Source organism: Streptomyces sp. NPDC079141, from assembly GCF_040686775.1.
GTDB lineage: Bacteria > Actinomycetota > Actinomycetes > Streptomycetales > Streptomycetaceae > Streptomyces.
Genome location: NZ_JBFBLP010000003.1, coordinates 596182 through 610515 on the forward strand (window position 1 = coordinate 596182; position 14334 = coordinate 610515).

The following is a 14334-nucleotide window of genomic DNA, read 5'->3' on the forward strand; positions in this document are numbered from 1 at the left end:
ATGAAGCAGACGACCCGTCCGCCGGAACACCGGCCCGGACCGGCGTTCCTCGCGCCACCCCCGGCCGCCCCGGCCCGCCGCCCGGCCTCCCCGCAGTGGGCCGCCTGGGCATTCCTCACCCCGGTGACCCTCTACCTCGTCCTCTTCTACGCCTATCCGCTGTACCGCAACCTCGACCTCAGCCTGCGCCACTACACCGTCCGCTCCTTCGTCCAGGGCGACGCGCCCTTCACCGGACTGGCGAACTACCGGACCGTCTTCGACGACCCGACCTTCGCCCCGGCCCTGCTGCACACCGTGGTGTTCACTGTCGTGTGCCTGGTCTTCCAGTACGCCGTCGGCCTGGCCCTCGCGGTCTACTTCAACCAGCACTTCCGGCTGTCGGCGACGCTGCGCGCCCTGTTCCTGGTGCCCTGGCTGCTGCCGCTGATCGTGTCGGCCTCCACCTGGTCGTGGATGCTCAACAGCGACTCCGGCATCGTCAACGCCGCCCTGCGCATACTCGGCATCGGACCGGTGAACTGGCTGACCTCACCGTCGTGGTCACTGACCTCGGTGATCATCGCCAACATCTGGATCGGCGTGCCCTTCAATCTGGTGGTGCTCCACAGCGGTCTGCAGTCCATCCCCAAGAGCCTGTACGAGGCGGCCGCGCTCGACGGGGCCAACGCCTGGCAGCGCTTCTGGCGCGTCACCTTCCCGCTGCTGCGCCCGGTCTCCGCGATCACGCTGCTGCTCGGGCTGATCTACACGCTCAAGGTCTTCGACATCATCTGGATCATGACCAAGGGCGGCCCGGCGGACTCGTCGACCACCTTCGCCACCTGGTCCTACCAGCTCGGCTTCGGCAACCTGCTGCCCGCCTTCGGCCCGGGCGCGGCCGTAGGCAACCTGCTGGTCGTCGCCGCCCTCGTCCTCGGCCTGGTCTACGTCCGTGTCGAACGAAAGCAGACGCTGTCATGAACCGAAGCACCAGCCGTACGGGGTGGAAGACGGCCCTCGGTCTGCTGCTGACCGCGATCATGCTCTTCCCGGTCTACTGGATGCTCAACGTCTCCCTCACCCGCGACCAGGACATGCGCAAGAGTCCACCGGACCTGCTGCCCACCCACGGCACCCTGGACGGCTACCGCACCGTCCTCGAAGAGCAGTTGCCCTACCTCGGCACCAGTCTCGTCATCGGCCTGGGAACCGTCGTCCTGACCGTGGCCCTGTCCGCCCCGGCCGGATACGCGCTGGCCAAGCTGCGCCCGCGCGGCGGCGGCATCCTGAGCTTCGTCCTGCTGGCCGCCCAGATGATCCCCGGCATCATCATGGCGATGGGCTTCTACGCCATCTACCTCCAACTCGGCCTGCTCCAGTCCGTTCCCGGCCTGATCGTCGCCGACTCCACCCTGGCCGTCCCCTTCGCCGTACTCATCTTCACCGCGTTCATGTCCGGCATCCCCGGCGAACTGCTCCAGGCCGCGAAGACCGACGGCGCCGGCGCGTTGCGCACCTTCTCCGCGATCATCCTGCCGATGAGCCGCAACGCCGTCGTCACGGTGTCCCTGTTCGCCTTCCTGTGGTCCTGGTCCGACTTCGTCTTCGCCGGCACGCTGGTCAACGGCGGCGCCCACGAGCCGATCACCCTCGGCATCTACCACTACATCGGCAACAACAACCAGCAGTGGAACGCCATCACCGCCACCGCCGTCGTGGCCTCGCTGCCCGCCGCGGTCATCCTCGTCCTCGCCCAGCGCTACGTCGCCGCCGGTGTGACCGCGGGTGCCGTCAAGGACTGACCCCTTCCGCGTTGTCCGTTGCCCCTGATCAAGAAACGAGTCGCCCCCTGATGACCGTCGCCCGGTCCGGTCCGTCCTTCTCCGTCCACGACATCCCGTTCAGCACACACGGATCCTGGTTCGGCATATCGCCGGTGGTGGCGGAGCAGACCCACTCCGACCACCTCCACCTCGTCTCGCACCAGAACGGCATGCACCCCGTACTGCGCCTGGTCCCCCTGGACCTGGCGACGGGCGAGCCCGCCGAAGCACACATCGAGGCGACACCGGGACTGCTCAGCTGGACCGGCGAGGCCGGGCACATCCACCTCGCCTACGCGTCGCCGGACACCGTACGTCTGCGAGGGCACGGCCTGGGCGTCGGCATCGGCGCGGCGACCCGGGCCCTGACCCCGTTCAGCGGCACCTACTTCTTCCACGACCCGGCAGCGGACGCACACGTGTTCACCTCCTACGAGACCGGCCGCCGCTACCGCGTCACCGTTCTCTCCGGCACCATTGCCGAGACGACCGGAGCCCAGGCCCTGGGCAGCGCCGACCGTGGACTCGCCCTGACCGCGGAGGCGGGCGGCGCCTGGGAGATCGCGATCGAGGAACTCGACACGGCTCGCCCGCGGTACGCGCCCTCGGCGACCTTCGACGTGGTCGTGGACCGCGCACAGCGCCTGTTCGCGGACTTCGTCGACACGGTCGCGCCCTGGCGCTCGCCTGCCACCCCGGCGGCCGAACTCGCCGCGTACGTCGTCTGGTCGGCGACCGTACGCCCAGCGGGCCTGGTCACCCGGCCGGCCGTGCTGATGTCCAAGCACTGGATGGACAAGGTGTGGAGTTGGGACCACTGCTTCAACGCCCTTGCCCTGGCCCCCGGATGCCCCGAACTGGCCCTGGACCAGTTCGCCCTCCCCTTCGACCACCAGGACGACAGCGGCGCCCTGCCCGACTCGGTCACTCACTCCGAGGTCCTGCACAACTTCGTCAAACCGCCCATCCACGGCTGGGCCTTCGGCCGACTGCGCCGACGGCTGGCGACACCTCCCAGCCGCGCCGAACTGGCCGAGACATACGACCGGTTGACACGCTGGACGGACTTCTGGCTCACCGCACGGCGAACCCCCGGCGCCCAACTGGCCCACTACCAGCACGGCAACGACAGCGGCTGGGACAACGCCACCACCTTCGACCCGGAGCGCGTGGTCGCCACGGCCGACCTGTCCGCCTTCCTCGTCCTCCAACTGCATGAACTTGCCTGTCTTGCCGAGCAGTTGGACCAGCAGGCCGACGCTCACCGATGGGGCCGAGCAGCGCAGGAGATCCAGACGGCCCTGCTCGACCAGCTGTGGAACGGAGACAGGTTCGTCGTCCGGGGAGTCGCCTCCGGGGACACCTGGAGCACCTCCAGCCTGCTCGACCTGATGCCCATCGTGCTGGGCGAGCACCTGCCCGGCGACGTCAGCGGCACCCTCGCCGACCACATCAAGGCCCACCTGACCCCGTACGGCCTCGCCACCGAACTGACGAGCTCCCCGCACTACCTCGCCGACGGCTACTGGCGCGGCCCGATCTGGGCGCCCGCCACCGTCCTGATCCACGACGGTCTGCGCCGCGCCGGCCACGACCGGCTGGCCGACGACATCGGCGCCCGCTTCCGCGCCCTGTGCGAAACCCACGGCTTCGCCGAGAACTTCGACGCGCTGACCGGGGCGGGCCTGCGCGACCGCGCCTACACCTGGACCGCCAGCAGCTACCTCCTCCTCGCCGAGGAGCACGCTCGTCGAGGCGAGCGCTGACCGGCGACGGTCGCGAGCGCTGGCCGGCCGGTGGTCAGGCGGGCACGGCGCCGACCAGGCCGCCGTCGACGACGAGGTCCTGGCCGTTGACGTAGGACGCGTCGGACGAGGCGAGGAAGGCCACGGCCGCCGCGATCTCCTCCGCGCGTCCGAAGCGGCCCGCCAGGACCTGGCCGGTCAGCGCCGCCGCCTCGGCCGTGCTCAGTGCGTCGTAGGGGTACATCGGGGTGTCGATGTACCCGGGGCTGACGGAGTTGACGCGGATGCCGCGCGGGGCGAGCGCGGCGGCGAGGGTGCGGGCCAGGTTGTGCACCGCGGCCTTGGTAGCCGAGTACAGGGTGAGGACGCTGTTGCCGCGGTGGAGGGTCCAGGAGGCGTTGATGACGATCGAGCCTCCGTCCGCCAGGTGCGGCAGAGCCTTTTGGACGGTGAAGAACACCCCCTTGAGGTTGACGTCGACGCCGTGGTCGAAGTCCGGCTCGGTGATGTCCTCGAACGGCAGGAACGTGCCGGTGCCCGCGTTCGCGAAGAGGCTGTCCAGGCGGCCGTGCCGGTACCGGACCGTCTCCATCAGCGCGTCCACCGCGCCGAGGTCGGCCGCGTCGGCCACGACCCCCGAGGCGCACGGGCCGAGCTCCTGGACGGCGGCGTCCAACCGGGCGCGGGTGCGGCCGGTGACGACGACATGGGCGCCCTCGGCGATGAGACGGTGTGCGGTCGCCAGGCCCATGCCGCTGGTGCCGCCGGTGATGAGGACGGTCTTGCCGGTGAAGCGGTTCATGACAGCTCTCCCGCGAGGTGGTCGGTGAGACGGGGCAGCCAGTCGGGCCGCGCGTTGCCGAGAAGGTGGTCCCCGTGCGGGACGGACAGGTGGGTGCCGTGCGGCGCCGACCGGGCCAGGGGCTCGCCGTTCGTCACGCCGGGAATGACGTCCTGGCCTCCGTCCACGACAAGCAGCGGGCCCGCGATGCGGGGCGCCAGGGCGGCGAGGTCCACGTGGTGGGCGAAGGCGCGGGCCGCGTCGGCTCCTCCGGTGCGTCGGGTCATGATGTCCCGTACCGGCGGGGGCAGTTCCTCCCAGTCGAGGCGGAAGGGGCCGCTGACCGTGGCGACCGCTGCCACGCGTGGTTCCAGTGCCGCGGTCCGGGCCGCGAAGTAGCCGCCCAGGCTGAGACCGACGAGTGCGATGCGGGCGACGCCGAGGGCGTCGATGACCTGGGCGACGACCTGCTCGTAGTCGGGCCTGAGGGTGGTGGTGGCCGCGAGCACGCCCTGTCCGGGGCCGTCCATGGCGAACACGGCCAGCCCCCGCCCCAGCAGCGCGGACATCAGATCGAGGAACTCCTCCTTGGCCGAGTCCAGGCCGGGGACGACGACCACCGTGCCGCGTGCGTCGGCGGGCCCGCGGAGCCAGCCGGTGAACCCTTCGCCGCTCACGCGCCGGGCCGTGGGCTCCAGTGCGGTGAGTGCCCGGCCCAGGGCGTGGTCCGCCGCTGCGGCCGCACGGCCTGCCTCCGCGTGCGGCGCGAGCGTGGCGAGGTGGAACCAGCGGGCCGCCATCAGCAGGTGCTCACCCGCGGAGCGGGACGATCCGGCCTGCTCCGCGCGCCGGAGGTAGGCCTGTCCGGTGCGCACGAAGGACGGTCCCCAGTCGGAGACGGCGGTGAGACCGTCGGTGACGCGACGGTACTCGTGGGGGTCCACGCCCGCCCCGGTGGCGCGCGTCCACTGGGCGGCGGCGAACTCGGAGGCGCTCATGGTGCTTCTCCCGTCAGCAGAACGGCCTTGCCGCGGATCCGGCGCTCGCGCAGGTCGACCAGCGTGCCGGCGGTCTCCGACCAGTCGGCGATCCGGCCGATCTCCGGGTGCAGCCTCCCCTGCTCCACCAGGCGCACCAGAGCGGCGAGATCGGGGCCGTAAGGGGCGCCGGCGTAGTGGAAGTGCTGGATCGTGACGCGCTCGGGCCCGCTGAGCAGGTGGAAGAAGTCGAGGGTGACCGGGATGCGGCTCGCCTGGCCGAACCAGACGAGCGTGCCGCCCGGGCGCACCTTGGAGAGGGCGAGGGGCAGCTCCGGCCCGCCCGTGGACTCCAGCACGACGTCGAACGGCCCCTGGGCTCCCGCTACTTCGTGCACCACCGTGGCGCCCAGCTCCGCCAGCCGCTCGCCGCGCACCGGCGTGGCCGTCACCGCGGTCAGCTCGGCTCCGGCTGCCACGGCCAGCTCGGTGACATAGTGGCCGACCCCGCCCGAGGCGCCGGTCAGCAGCACCCGCCGGCCGGCCAGGGAACCGGCCGTACGCAGCAGGCGCAGCGCGGTGATCCCGGCCAGGGGCAGGGCCGCCGCCCGTGCGTTGTCGATGCCGTCCGGGAGTACCGCGAGAGAGTGCGTGGGTACGGCGGCGTACTCGGCCCAGCCGCCCTGTGCCGGATGCCCGACGACCCGGGTGCCGATGCCGGGGCCGGAGCCGTCGGCCGCGGCCTGTACGACGAGCCCCGCTACGTCCTTGCCGGGGAGCAGATTCGGGCGGGGCTGTTCGAGGAGGAACGTCTCGCCCCGGTTCGGTGCGAACGCCTCGACCTTGATCAGAGCCTCACCGGGCCCCGGGACGGGCTGAGGGACCTCGGCGAAGGCGACCGGACGCGCCGCTTCCCCCGTGGGAATCAGTCTTTGCATGCCGAGGATGCAACCCCCGAGGCCGCCCCACGATCCAACAACGCCTGGGCAAGACCGACAACTTCCGGTTGTCGCCCATGGTGGGACCTATGGTGGGAGCCATGGATATCGACGTGGCGCAGGTACGAGCCTTCGTCCGCGTTGCCGAGGAACTGCACTTCGGGCGGGCGGCCGTGACCCTCGCCATCTCCCAACAGGCGCTGTCCAAAAGGATCGCGCGGCTGGAATCCCTGCTCGGCGTCACGCTGTTCCGGCGCGGTGGCGGCGGGGTCCGTCTCACCGAGGCCGGACAGCGTTTCCTCGCACCGGCCCGACAGACCCTGACCGCCGCCGACGCCGCGGTCGCAGCGGCCCTCGGGAAGGACCGCCCGCTGCACGTCGACGTCTGGGGACACCTCTACGCGCCGATGCGGACACTGGCCCAAGTCACCGGACAAACAGGGGAGTTGGTGCTGGGCCACGGCCGCGATCTGCCGTCGGTGTCTCATGCGCTGCTGCACGGCGACATCGACGCCGCCTTCGGCCGGGTCCACCCCCCTCTGCACACCGGGCTGACCCACCGCCTTGTCCGCCTCGAACCGGTGGACGCCGTCCTGAGCGCGGACCATCCCCTCGCAGCCGAACCGGCGCTACGGCCCGACCAGTTGCGCGGCAGCGTGCTGTGGGCACCCGGTGCACTGGACCGGCTCGACTTCCTGCACCAGTTCGCCGACCGATTCGGCATCCAGGACAGGGCCGCGAGCGTCAACCTGGGCCTCAGCCACTTCCTCGCCGAGGTCGCGGCCGACCCGCACCGCTTCGCCCTGCTGCCCGCGGATGTGCCCCTGCCGGACATCCCCGGCCTGCGCTCCGTCCCCCTGATCAACCCCACGCCGCTGTACGCCTGGTCACTGCTGTGGCACGCCGGCAACCGGCACCCCGGACTGGACGGCCTCACCGCCGCCTGCGCCGCGGAGGCGCGGCAGAGCCGATGGCTGGAGTACAACCCGGTACGCGACTGGCTGCCGGAGCCGCCCACGAGCGGCCCGGCAGACATCGAACAGCGCGGCGCGCCAGGGGAGTTCCCTGGTTAACGCGGGTCGTTGTTGAACTTCGAGGTCGACCAGAAGTAGCCGAGGACGGCGAGGCCGAGGCACCAGGCGAGGGCGAGCCAGCCGTTGTGGCCGATCTCGGTGCCGAGGAGCAGGCCGCGCAGAGTTTCGATGGCGGGCGTGAAGGGCTGGTACTCGGCGATCGGCTGGAACCAGCCCGGCATGGAGCCGAGGGGGACGAAGGCGCTGGACAGGAGCGGCAGGAGGATCAGGGGCAGGGCGTTGTTGCTGGCGGCCTCGGCGTTCGGGCTGATCAGGCCCATGCCGACGGCGATCCAGGTGAGCGCCAGGGCGAAGAGGACGAGCAGTCCGAAGGCTGCCAGCCATTCCAGGACGGTGGCGTCGGTGGAGCGGAAGCCGATGGCCACGCCGACGGCTCCGACCAGGACCACGCTGAGGATCGACTGGAGCACGCTGCCGACGACGTGCCCGACGAGCACGGATCCGCGGTGGATCGCCATCGTGCGGAAGCGGGCGATGATGCCCTCGGTCATGTCGTTGGAGACGGAGACCGCGGTGCCGACGACCGTGCTGCCGATGGTCATCAGCAGTACGCCGGGGACGAGATAGGCGATGTAGTCGGAGCGGTCCCCGCCGCCGATCCCCGCGCTCATCGTGTCGCCGAAGATATAGACGAACAGCAGCAACAGCATGATCGGCGTGAGGAGGAGGTTGAGCGTCAGGGAAGGGTAGCGCCGGGCGTGCAGCAGGTTGCGGCGCAGCATGGTGGAGGAGTCGCGGACGGCCAGGGGCAGGGAACTCATCGGACGGTCTCCTTGGACTGGTGGGGGACGTCGGCGCCGGCGGTGAGGGCGAAGAAGACGTCGTCGAGGTCGGGGGTGTGCACGGTCAGTTCGTCCGCCTCGACGCCGGAGGCATCCAGCCAGTCGAGGATGGCGCGCAGCTCGCGCTGGCTGCCGTCCGAGGGGATCTGCAACGACAGCGAGACGTCGTCGCGGGTGGTCTCGCGCAGGGTGGAGGCGGCGCGCTGGTAGGCGTCGGGGTCGGTGAAGCGGAGGCGGACGTGTCCGCCGGGGATGAGCCGCTTGAGTTCCTCCGCGGTGCCTTCGGCGGCGATCTTTCCGTCGTTCAGGACGGCGATGCGGTCGGCGAGTTCGTCGGCCTCTTCCAGGTACTGGGTGGTGAGGAAGACGGTGACGCCGTCGGAGACGAGTTCGCGGATGATCTGCCACATGTTGTGGCGGGAGCGCGGGTCCAGACCGGTGGTCGGCTCGTCGAGGAAGATGATCCGGGGATTGCCGACCAGGGTCATGGCGATGTCGAGGCGGCGCTTCATGCCGCCGGAGTAGGTGGAGGCGGGCTTGTTCGCGGCGTCCAGCAGGTCGAAGCGTTCCAGCAGTTCGGCGGCGACCCGGCGGCCCTCCTGCTTGGGCAGGTGGTGCAGGTCCGCCATGAGGAGCATGTTCTCCTCGCCGGTGATCAGGCCGTCGACCGCAGAGAACTGCCCCGTGACGCCGATCGAGGCGCGCACCGCCTGCGGATCGGCGGCCAGATCCTGACCCGCGACCTGGGCCTGCCCGCCGTCCGCGGTGATCAGCGTGGAGAGGATCTTGACGGCGGTGGTCTTGCCGGCGCCGTTCGGGCCGAGCAGGGAGAAGACCGTGCCTTCCGGGACGGTGATATCGATGCCGTCGAGGACGACCTTGTCGCCGTAGGACTTGCGCAGTCCGATGGCGGAGATGGCGGCGGGGGCCTGCGGACCGCCGGACCGCCTGGACGTGGGCATGACAGATGAAGGCATGGAGCCCTCCGTTCGAAGGCTGAAGGGGGTGGGGGGGTGATCTGGGAGGTGTGTTGCTCAGGCCTTGGCGCGGCGGATGTCGATGTTGCCGTACTTGGTACGGGCGCGGACCTTGACGGTGTCCTCGGTCTCCGCCGGGGTCTCGGACGCGGTGAGGGTGTTGCGCACCTGCCCGGAGTTCGAGCTGACGTCGAGCCAGGCGGCCGTGCCTTCGCGGACGCCGACCTCGATGGCGCCGTAGGAGGTCTCCAACTGGACCGTGCCGCGGGCCACTTCACCCACGCGCAGGGTGCCGTGGGCGGTGGTGGCGGTGACGGAGTCCTCGGCGCGGCGGATTTCGATGTCACCGTTGGCGCCGCTCACCCGCAGTTCACCGGTTGCGGCGCCGACGGTCGTCGTGCCGTGCGAGTTCTTCAGGACGGCGGGGCCGTCGACGAGGCCGACACGCATGCTGCCGGAGCTGGTGGTGATCTCGGCGAGGCCCTTGACCCGGTCCACGGTGATCGAGCCGTGTGACGCGGTCAGCTTCAGCGGGCCGGTCTCGTCGAGGCGGACGTCGCCGGCCGAGTTCTTCACGCGGACCTCGCCGAGCCGGCCCTCGCCGAGCACCTGGGTCCAGGCGCCGCTCATGTCGATGTGCGAGCCCGTGGGCAGTTCGACCGTCACGTCGACGACGCCGGTGCGGCCGAACAGATTCGACTTGGGCGTCGTGATGGTCAGTGAGCCACTCGCGTAAGTGACCTCCGTCTGCTCGGCCGTCCGCACGTCGAGGTCCTTCTTGCGGTCGCGGGGCCGCACTTCGACGACGGTGTCGGGGCGGTCGCTCGCGGTGAACTGGATGGAACCGGCGTCCACGCGCGCCGTGACCGAGATCGTCGCGGGAGTGTCGAAAGAAGGCATGGCTGTCCCGTCCTCTTGGGTCTTTGGAGCGTCCCCGCTGGTGGGACGTGGTGTGGGTGAAGTGAGGTGGTGCGGGCCGGGGGCGCGGCTAGCGCACCCAGCCCGTGAAGCTCTGTCCGACGGTCTGGGACTTCTCCGTGGGCCGCGGCCGGGCGCTACCGTCGACCGCGGCCGACACGGCGCGCACCAGCCACGCGTTGACCGACAGGCCCTCGCGGGCCGCCGCCTCTTCGGCGCGGGCTTTGAGGTGGGCCGGCAGGCGCAGGTTGACGCGGGCGGTGCCCCCCTCGTCGCCGTCGGCCGGGAGCGGTGCCCTGAGCGGTTCGAGGGGCGCGGCCGGCTCCGCGGGGGCGCCGCCGTGGGTGGGCGGCAGCATCACCACGAAGTCGGGGTCGAGCCCACGCAGCCGTACGTCGACCGAGCCGGGGGCGAGTTCGCGGGTGATCTCGTCCATCGCGGCGGAGAGCACGTTGAGCATCGTCAGCCGGGTCGCCGACTCCAGCGGAGCGGTGAGCCGCTCGGCGAGCTCGCGCGCTTCGTCGCCGCCGGCTTCGGCGGCCACCGCGAGTTCTCGGCGGAGGGTGTCGACATACGGGGTGAGGTCCATGGCGTCCATGGTGGCACCACTATGGCGCCATGCGCAAGCCTGAATGGCGCCTAGGGTGAGGCGAGGCGGCGGGACGCCCTCTCGGTATCCCCTCTGAACTGGGGAAATGCCAAGATTTTGATCTGCGTCATTGTGGCGCCATGTGGGGCGGGGGTGATGCCGTAGCGGCGCCGAGTGGTGCCGAGTGGTGCCACGGTGTGCCATCCGGCGCCACGTGGCACCACATGGCGCCATCTGGTGCCACGTGGCGCCGAGACCCGGATGCCGCCCACAGCACGCCGCTCGTAGGATCTCGGCGAAGGGCGGGTGCGGTGGACATCACGGTGCAGTGGGTCAGGACGTCCTGGACGAAGCAGTCCCGGGGCGGGGAGGCGGCCGCTCGCAGGAACGCGGTCCCGATCGGCTTCTCGCTGCCTCGGGTGCCGTCTGGCCTCGCTCACTTCGTCCAGATGTCCGAGCATGACGGGTTCGAGCCGCGATCGGGTGAGAAGGACCTCCGTGGCTGGTCCTACTGGCTCGACACGTTCAATATCGCTTACGGCCCGGTTGATCGGGATGTCTTCCTGACGGAGCCGACCGTGATCGTGGATGAGTGCGGTCCGGTTCGATAGAGGCCGCGTCGCCGTCAGGCGGCCTGGCGGGCGCGAGACAGGGCCCGGCCGCCCAGGGCCACGCTGATCAGGCCGGTTGCCACGGCGATTCTGGCCCCGAGCGGTCCGTTCGCGGTGTTGAGGCGGCTGGTGGGGCGGGCCAGTGCCAGCCGGGCGACGAACAGGCCGGCCAGCCCGCGTGCCGCCGCCGTCGTCTGTCTGGCCATGGTGAGAGTCGTCCCCTGTTCTGGTGTGTGTTCGTGGGCGTGTCCATCGCGGGGTGAGCGGGGCTCACCGACGTTGCTCTCCAGCACCCATCCCGGTCGGTGGCTACGCCGCCCGTTCGGCCGGCGCAGCCGCCTCGCGGCGCCCCGCACGCAGCAGCTCCCGGCGCTTGTCGCCCTTCGGCCAGTGGTGCGAACCGGGCTTGCTCGCCTCCACCACCAGGTGCTTGACGCTGAACGCGCAGGAGATTTCCTTGAGCTTCGCGCCCGCGCGGCCGGGGAGGTAGAGCCGCATCGCGGTGTCGTCCTTGTGCGCGAACTGGAAGATGCCGGCCCGGCGCCCCAGGCTGATGCACATGGCGGGGAACGACAGATCGATGGGCGTCGGCTGCTCGCCGGCGATGCGGTGGAGCAGGGTGTCGGCGGCGTGCGCGCCCAGGCAGCCTGCCGCGTAGGCGCTCATCCGGAACGGCAGGTCCGACGGCGCCGACGAGTCCCCGGCCGCGACGATGCGCTTGTCGTCGACGCTGGTCAGGGTCTCGTCCGTGAGCAGGCGCCCCACGGCATCGGTGCTCAGCCCGCTGCGCGCGGCCAGGTCGGGCACGCCGAAGCCGGCGGTCCAGATGGTGACTTCGCTCGGCAGCTCGCGGCCGTCGGCGAGCCGCACGGAGTCGCGGGTCACCTCCGTCACCTTCGTGTCGGGGCCGTCGAGCACGGTCAGCCCGAGCCGGGTAAGCCGCTTGACCGCCGTACGGCGCGCCCGCGGGTGGAGGTACGGGCCGAGCGTCCCACCGCACACCAGGGTCACGGTGCGCCCCGCCTCGGCCAGTTCGGCGGCGGTCTCGATGCGGGTCGGGCCTCCTCCCACCACCGTCACCGGGGCCGTCGCGGGCGTGGCGTCGAGGAGCGAGCGCAGCCGCCGTGCCTCCTCCAAGGTGGCGACCGGGTGCGCGAACTCGCCCGCCCCGGGCACGCGGGGGCCGGCGCTGCCGCTGCCCACCGCGTAGATCAGGTAGTCGTAGCCGACCGTGCCGCCCGTCGCCAGCGTCACTCTGCGCCCGGCCGCGTCGATCCGGGTCACGTTGTCGACCACGAGCCGTACGCCGTCGGCCAGCACCTCGCGGTAGTCGACGACCGCGTCGTGGGATCCGCCCACCAGCTGGTGGAGGCGGAGTCGCGGAACGAAGGTGGGGCGCGGGTTGATCAGCGTGACGGTCACGTCGGCGCGCTGCGTCAGGCGGTTGGCGGCCATGACGCCGGCGTAGCCTCCGCCGATCACGACGACTTCGGTGTTCTCGGCCATGGTGTCTCCTCCGTTGTCAGGGGTTCGGCCTCAAGACACCGCGTCCTCCAGCGCTGTGACAGCGTGTGAGGTGGATCACCTCAGGCTTGATTGGCGGGGCAGCCCTGATCACGGCGGAGGGCCCGCGCCGCCTCAGCCGGACGTCAGCGCGCGAGCCTCAGTCAGCCCTCAGCCCTCAGCCCTCAGCCCTCAGCGCCGCGTCCGGCAGGCGCAGGTGCAGGCGCAGCGCGTCGCGTCCGCGATCCGTCAGCCTCACAACGCGCGTGTTGTTCACGTTCACGAGCCACGCCTTCTCGACCGCGTGGCGGAAGACGGACGCGCCCACGCCGCCCGCGAGGTGGAGACGTTGCTCGGTCCAGTCGAGGCAGGTGCGCACGTGCGGGCGGTGGGACGGCGACTCGGTGGGTTCGTCGGCGATGCCCAGCTCCCGCAGCCAGTCGGCTCCCGCAGCGGTGAGTGCGGGCCCGTAGTCCCAGGCCAGGAACCCCTCCTCGGTCATCGCGTCGGTGATGGCGACGGCCAGGGAGCCGGCCAGGTGGTCGTAACAGATGCGGGCGAAGGCGAGCGTGCGGTGACGGCGTACGGCGGTGAGCGAACGCACCGGCACGGCACGCTGAGGTGCCCGTGCGGCGAGTCCCTCGATCATCTCGGCGATGTCCGGGTCGGCCAGCCGGACATGGCGGTGCCGGCCCTTGCGTTCCTCGACCAGCAGGCCGCCCGCCACCAGGCGGTGCAGGTGGCTCGTCGCGGTGGACGGGGCGACGCCCGCGAGACGGGCGAGTTCCGTCGCCGTCCAGGCCCGGCCGTCCAGCAGCGCGATACAGAAGGCGGCTCGCGTGCGGTCGGCCAGGAGTGCGGCCAGCGCAGCGAGATCCGGCTCTTCGGCGTACATGTCGGGGCTGGTCACGGGCTCATTGTCCGACGCCGACACTTCGGCGCCCGTCGAAGCGTTACGCCCCTAGCGTTCTGCGCATGACGACGGACACGCACCAAGTGATACGCCCGAGCATCCTCTACTTCGGCACGCCGGTGGTTCTGCTCACCACGGAGAACGAGGACGGCACCTTCAACCTCGCTCCGATCTCCTCCGCCTGGGCCCTGGGACAGCGCGTAGTCCTGGGCCTGGGCGCCGAGAGCCAGACGGTGCGCAATCTGCAGCAGCGACCGGAGGTCGTGCTCAACCTTGCCTCCCCCGAGCTGTGGAAGCAGGTGGAGAGCCTCGCGCCGCTCACCGGCGCCCATCCGGTGCCGGAGAGCAAGCGGGCGGTGTACCGGCACGAGCAGGACAAGTTCTCCGCCGCCGGGCTGACGGCGCGCTCCTCCGACCTCGTACGGCCGCCCCGGGTGTCCGAGTGCCCGCTCCAACTGGAGGCGAGATCCGTCGCGTTGACCCCGGGCGGGGAGGGCGACTTCTTCGCCGTCGAGTGCGAGGTGGTCCGTGTCCACGCCGACGAGCGCATCGTCGTACCGGGCACGCAGTACATCGACCCCGGCGTGTGGAGCCCGCTCATCTACAACTTCCGCCACTACCACGGCCTCGCTCCCGAGCTCGGCCATTGCTTCCGTTCGGAGACGGCTCGACCCCTCACGCCCACGCAGTGAGGATCGGCG

General features: G+C 71.0%; 16 protein-coding genes. 6 read left to right on the forward strand and 10 right to left on the reverse strand.

Annotation, left to right across the window (positions count from 1 at the left end; translation table 11 throughout):
- The 3 genes from AB0Q90_RS12380 to AB0Q90_RS12390 are packed head-to-tail and all read left to right on the forward strand — an operon-like array spanning window position 1 to window position 3571.
- A complete protein-coding gene (locus AB0Q90_RS12380; protein WP_363160644.1) occupies window positions 1–963 on the forward strand; it encodes a sugar ABC transporter permease in 963 nt (320 codons plus the stop codon).
- Window positions 960–1784: a carbohydrate ABC transporter permease gene (locus tag AB0Q90_RS12385; protein ID WP_363160645.1), complete on the forward strand. Its 825-nt coding sequence runs from the start codon at window positions 960–962 to the stop codon at window positions 1782–1784. The genes AB0Q90_RS12380 and AB0Q90_RS12385 overlap by 4 nt, the downstream gene beginning before the upstream one ends.
- Before the next feature lie 50 nt (window positions 1785–1834).
- A complete protein-coding gene (locus tag AB0Q90_RS12390) occupies window positions 1835–3571 on the forward strand; it encodes a trehalase family glycosidase (RefSeq protein WP_363160646.1) in 1737 nt (578 codons plus the stop codon).
- 34 nt (window positions 3572–3605) lie between these two features.
- Here AB0Q90_RS12390 and AB0Q90_RS12395 read toward each other — a convergent pair whose 3' ends face one another.
- The 3 genes from AB0Q90_RS12395 to AB0Q90_RS12405 are packed head-to-tail and all read right to left on the reverse strand — an operon-like array spanning window position 3606 to window position 6246.
- Window positions 3606–4352 carry an SDR family oxidoreductase gene (locus tag AB0Q90_RS12395; RefSeq protein ID WP_363160647.1) on the reverse strand — a complete coding sequence of 249 codons (747 nt, stop codon included), beginning with the start codon at window positions 4350–4352 and terminating at the stop codon, window positions 3606–3608.
- Window positions 4349–5329 carry an alpha/beta fold hydrolase gene (locus AB0Q90_RS12400; protein WP_363160648.1) on the reverse strand — a complete coding sequence of 327 codons (981 nt, stop codon included), beginning with the start codon at window positions 5327–5329 and terminating at the stop codon, window positions 4349–4351. The genes AB0Q90_RS12395 and AB0Q90_RS12400 overlap by 4 nt, the downstream gene beginning before the upstream one ends.
- Window positions 5326–6246 carry a zinc-binding dehydrogenase gene (locus tag AB0Q90_RS12405; RefSeq protein WP_363160649.1) on the reverse strand — a complete coding sequence of 307 codons (921 nt, stop codon included), beginning with the start codon at window positions 6244–6246 and terminating at the stop codon, window positions 5326–5328. The genes AB0Q90_RS12400 and AB0Q90_RS12405 overlap by 4 nt, the downstream gene beginning before the upstream one ends.
- A 101-nt stretch (window positions 6247–6347) precedes the next feature.
- Here AB0Q90_RS12405 and AB0Q90_RS12410 point away from each other — a divergent pair, with 101 nt between their 5' ends.
- Entirely contained in the window at window positions 6348–7319 is a 972-nt protein-coding gene (locus AB0Q90_RS12410) for a LysR family transcriptional regulator (protein ID WP_363160650.1), read from the forward strand.
- Here the strand turns inward: AB0Q90_RS12410 and AB0Q90_RS12415 are convergent.
- The 4 genes from AB0Q90_RS12415 to AB0Q90_RS12430 form a co-directional block, all read right to left on the reverse strand.
- Window positions 7316–8101 (reverse strand): ABC transporter permease, encoded by a 786-nt coding sequence (locus AB0Q90_RS12415; protein ID WP_363160651.1) that lies wholly within the window; start codon window positions 8099–8101, stop codon window positions 7316–7318. The two genes, AB0Q90_RS12410 and AB0Q90_RS12415, sit on opposite strands and share 4 nt — an antisense overlap.
- Entirely contained in the window at window positions 8098–9084 is a 987-nt protein-coding gene (locus AB0Q90_RS12420; protein WP_365733132.1) for an ATP-binding cassette domain-containing protein, read from the reverse strand. The genes AB0Q90_RS12415 and AB0Q90_RS12420 overlap by 4 nt, the downstream gene beginning before the upstream one ends.
- A gap of 72 nt (window positions 9085–9156) precedes the next feature.
- Entirely contained in the window at window positions 9157–9999 is an 843-nt protein-coding gene (locus tag AB0Q90_RS12425) for a DUF4097 family beta strand repeat-containing protein (protein ID WP_363164154.1), read from the reverse strand.
- 88 nt (window positions 10000–10087) lie between these two features.
- The gene (locus AB0Q90_RS12430) at window positions 10088–10606 is read right to left on the reverse strand and encodes a toxin-antitoxin system HicB family antitoxin (RefSeq protein WP_363164276.1); all 519 of its coding nucleotides are present in this window, start codon (window positions 10604–10606) and stop codon (window positions 10088–10090) included.
- A gap of 311 nt (window positions 10607–10917) precedes the next feature.
- Between AB0Q90_RS12430 and AB0Q90_RS12435 the strand changes: the two genes are divergently transcribed.
- The gene (locus tag AB0Q90_RS12435; protein ID WP_363164155.1) at window positions 10918–11217 is read left to right on the forward strand and encodes a hypothetical protein; all 300 of its coding nucleotides are present in this window, start codon (window positions 10918–10920) and stop codon (window positions 11215–11217) included.
- A 14-nt stretch (window positions 11218–11231) separates the two neighbouring features.
- Here AB0Q90_RS12435 and AB0Q90_RS12440 read toward each other — a convergent pair whose 3' ends face one another.
- The 3 genes from AB0Q90_RS12440 to AB0Q90_RS12450 all read right to left on the reverse strand — a co-directional run bounded on the left by AB0Q90_RS12440 (window position 11232) and on the right by AB0Q90_RS12450 (window position 13615).
- Window positions 11232–11573 (reverse strand): DUF6223 family protein, encoded by a 342-nt coding sequence (locus AB0Q90_RS12440; protein ID WP_363164156.1) that lies wholly within the window; start codon window positions 11571–11573, stop codon window positions 11232–11234.
- Window positions 11527–12723, reverse strand: a complete 1197-nt coding sequence (locus AB0Q90_RS12445; RefSeq protein WP_363164157.1) for an FAD-dependent oxidoreductase — start codon at window positions 12721–12723, stop codon at window positions 11527–11529. Before AB0Q90_RS12445 ends, AB0Q90_RS12440 begins: the two co-directional genes overlap by 47 nt.
- Before the next feature lie 175 nt (window positions 12724–12898).
- The gene (locus tag AB0Q90_RS12450) at window positions 12899–13615 is read right to left on the reverse strand and encodes a helix-turn-helix domain-containing protein (protein WP_363164277.1); all 717 of its coding nucleotides are present in this window, start codon (window positions 13613–13615) and stop codon (window positions 12899–12901) included.
- A gap of 80 nt (window positions 13616–13695) precedes the next feature.
- Here AB0Q90_RS12450 and AB0Q90_RS12455 point away from each other — a divergent pair, with 80 nt between their 5' ends.
- A complete protein-coding gene (locus AB0Q90_RS12455) occupies window positions 13696–14325 on the forward strand; it encodes a flavin reductase family protein (RefSeq protein ID WP_363164158.1) in 630 nt (209 codons plus the stop codon).
- The last annotated feature ends 9 nt before the right edge of the window (window positions 14326–14334 follow it).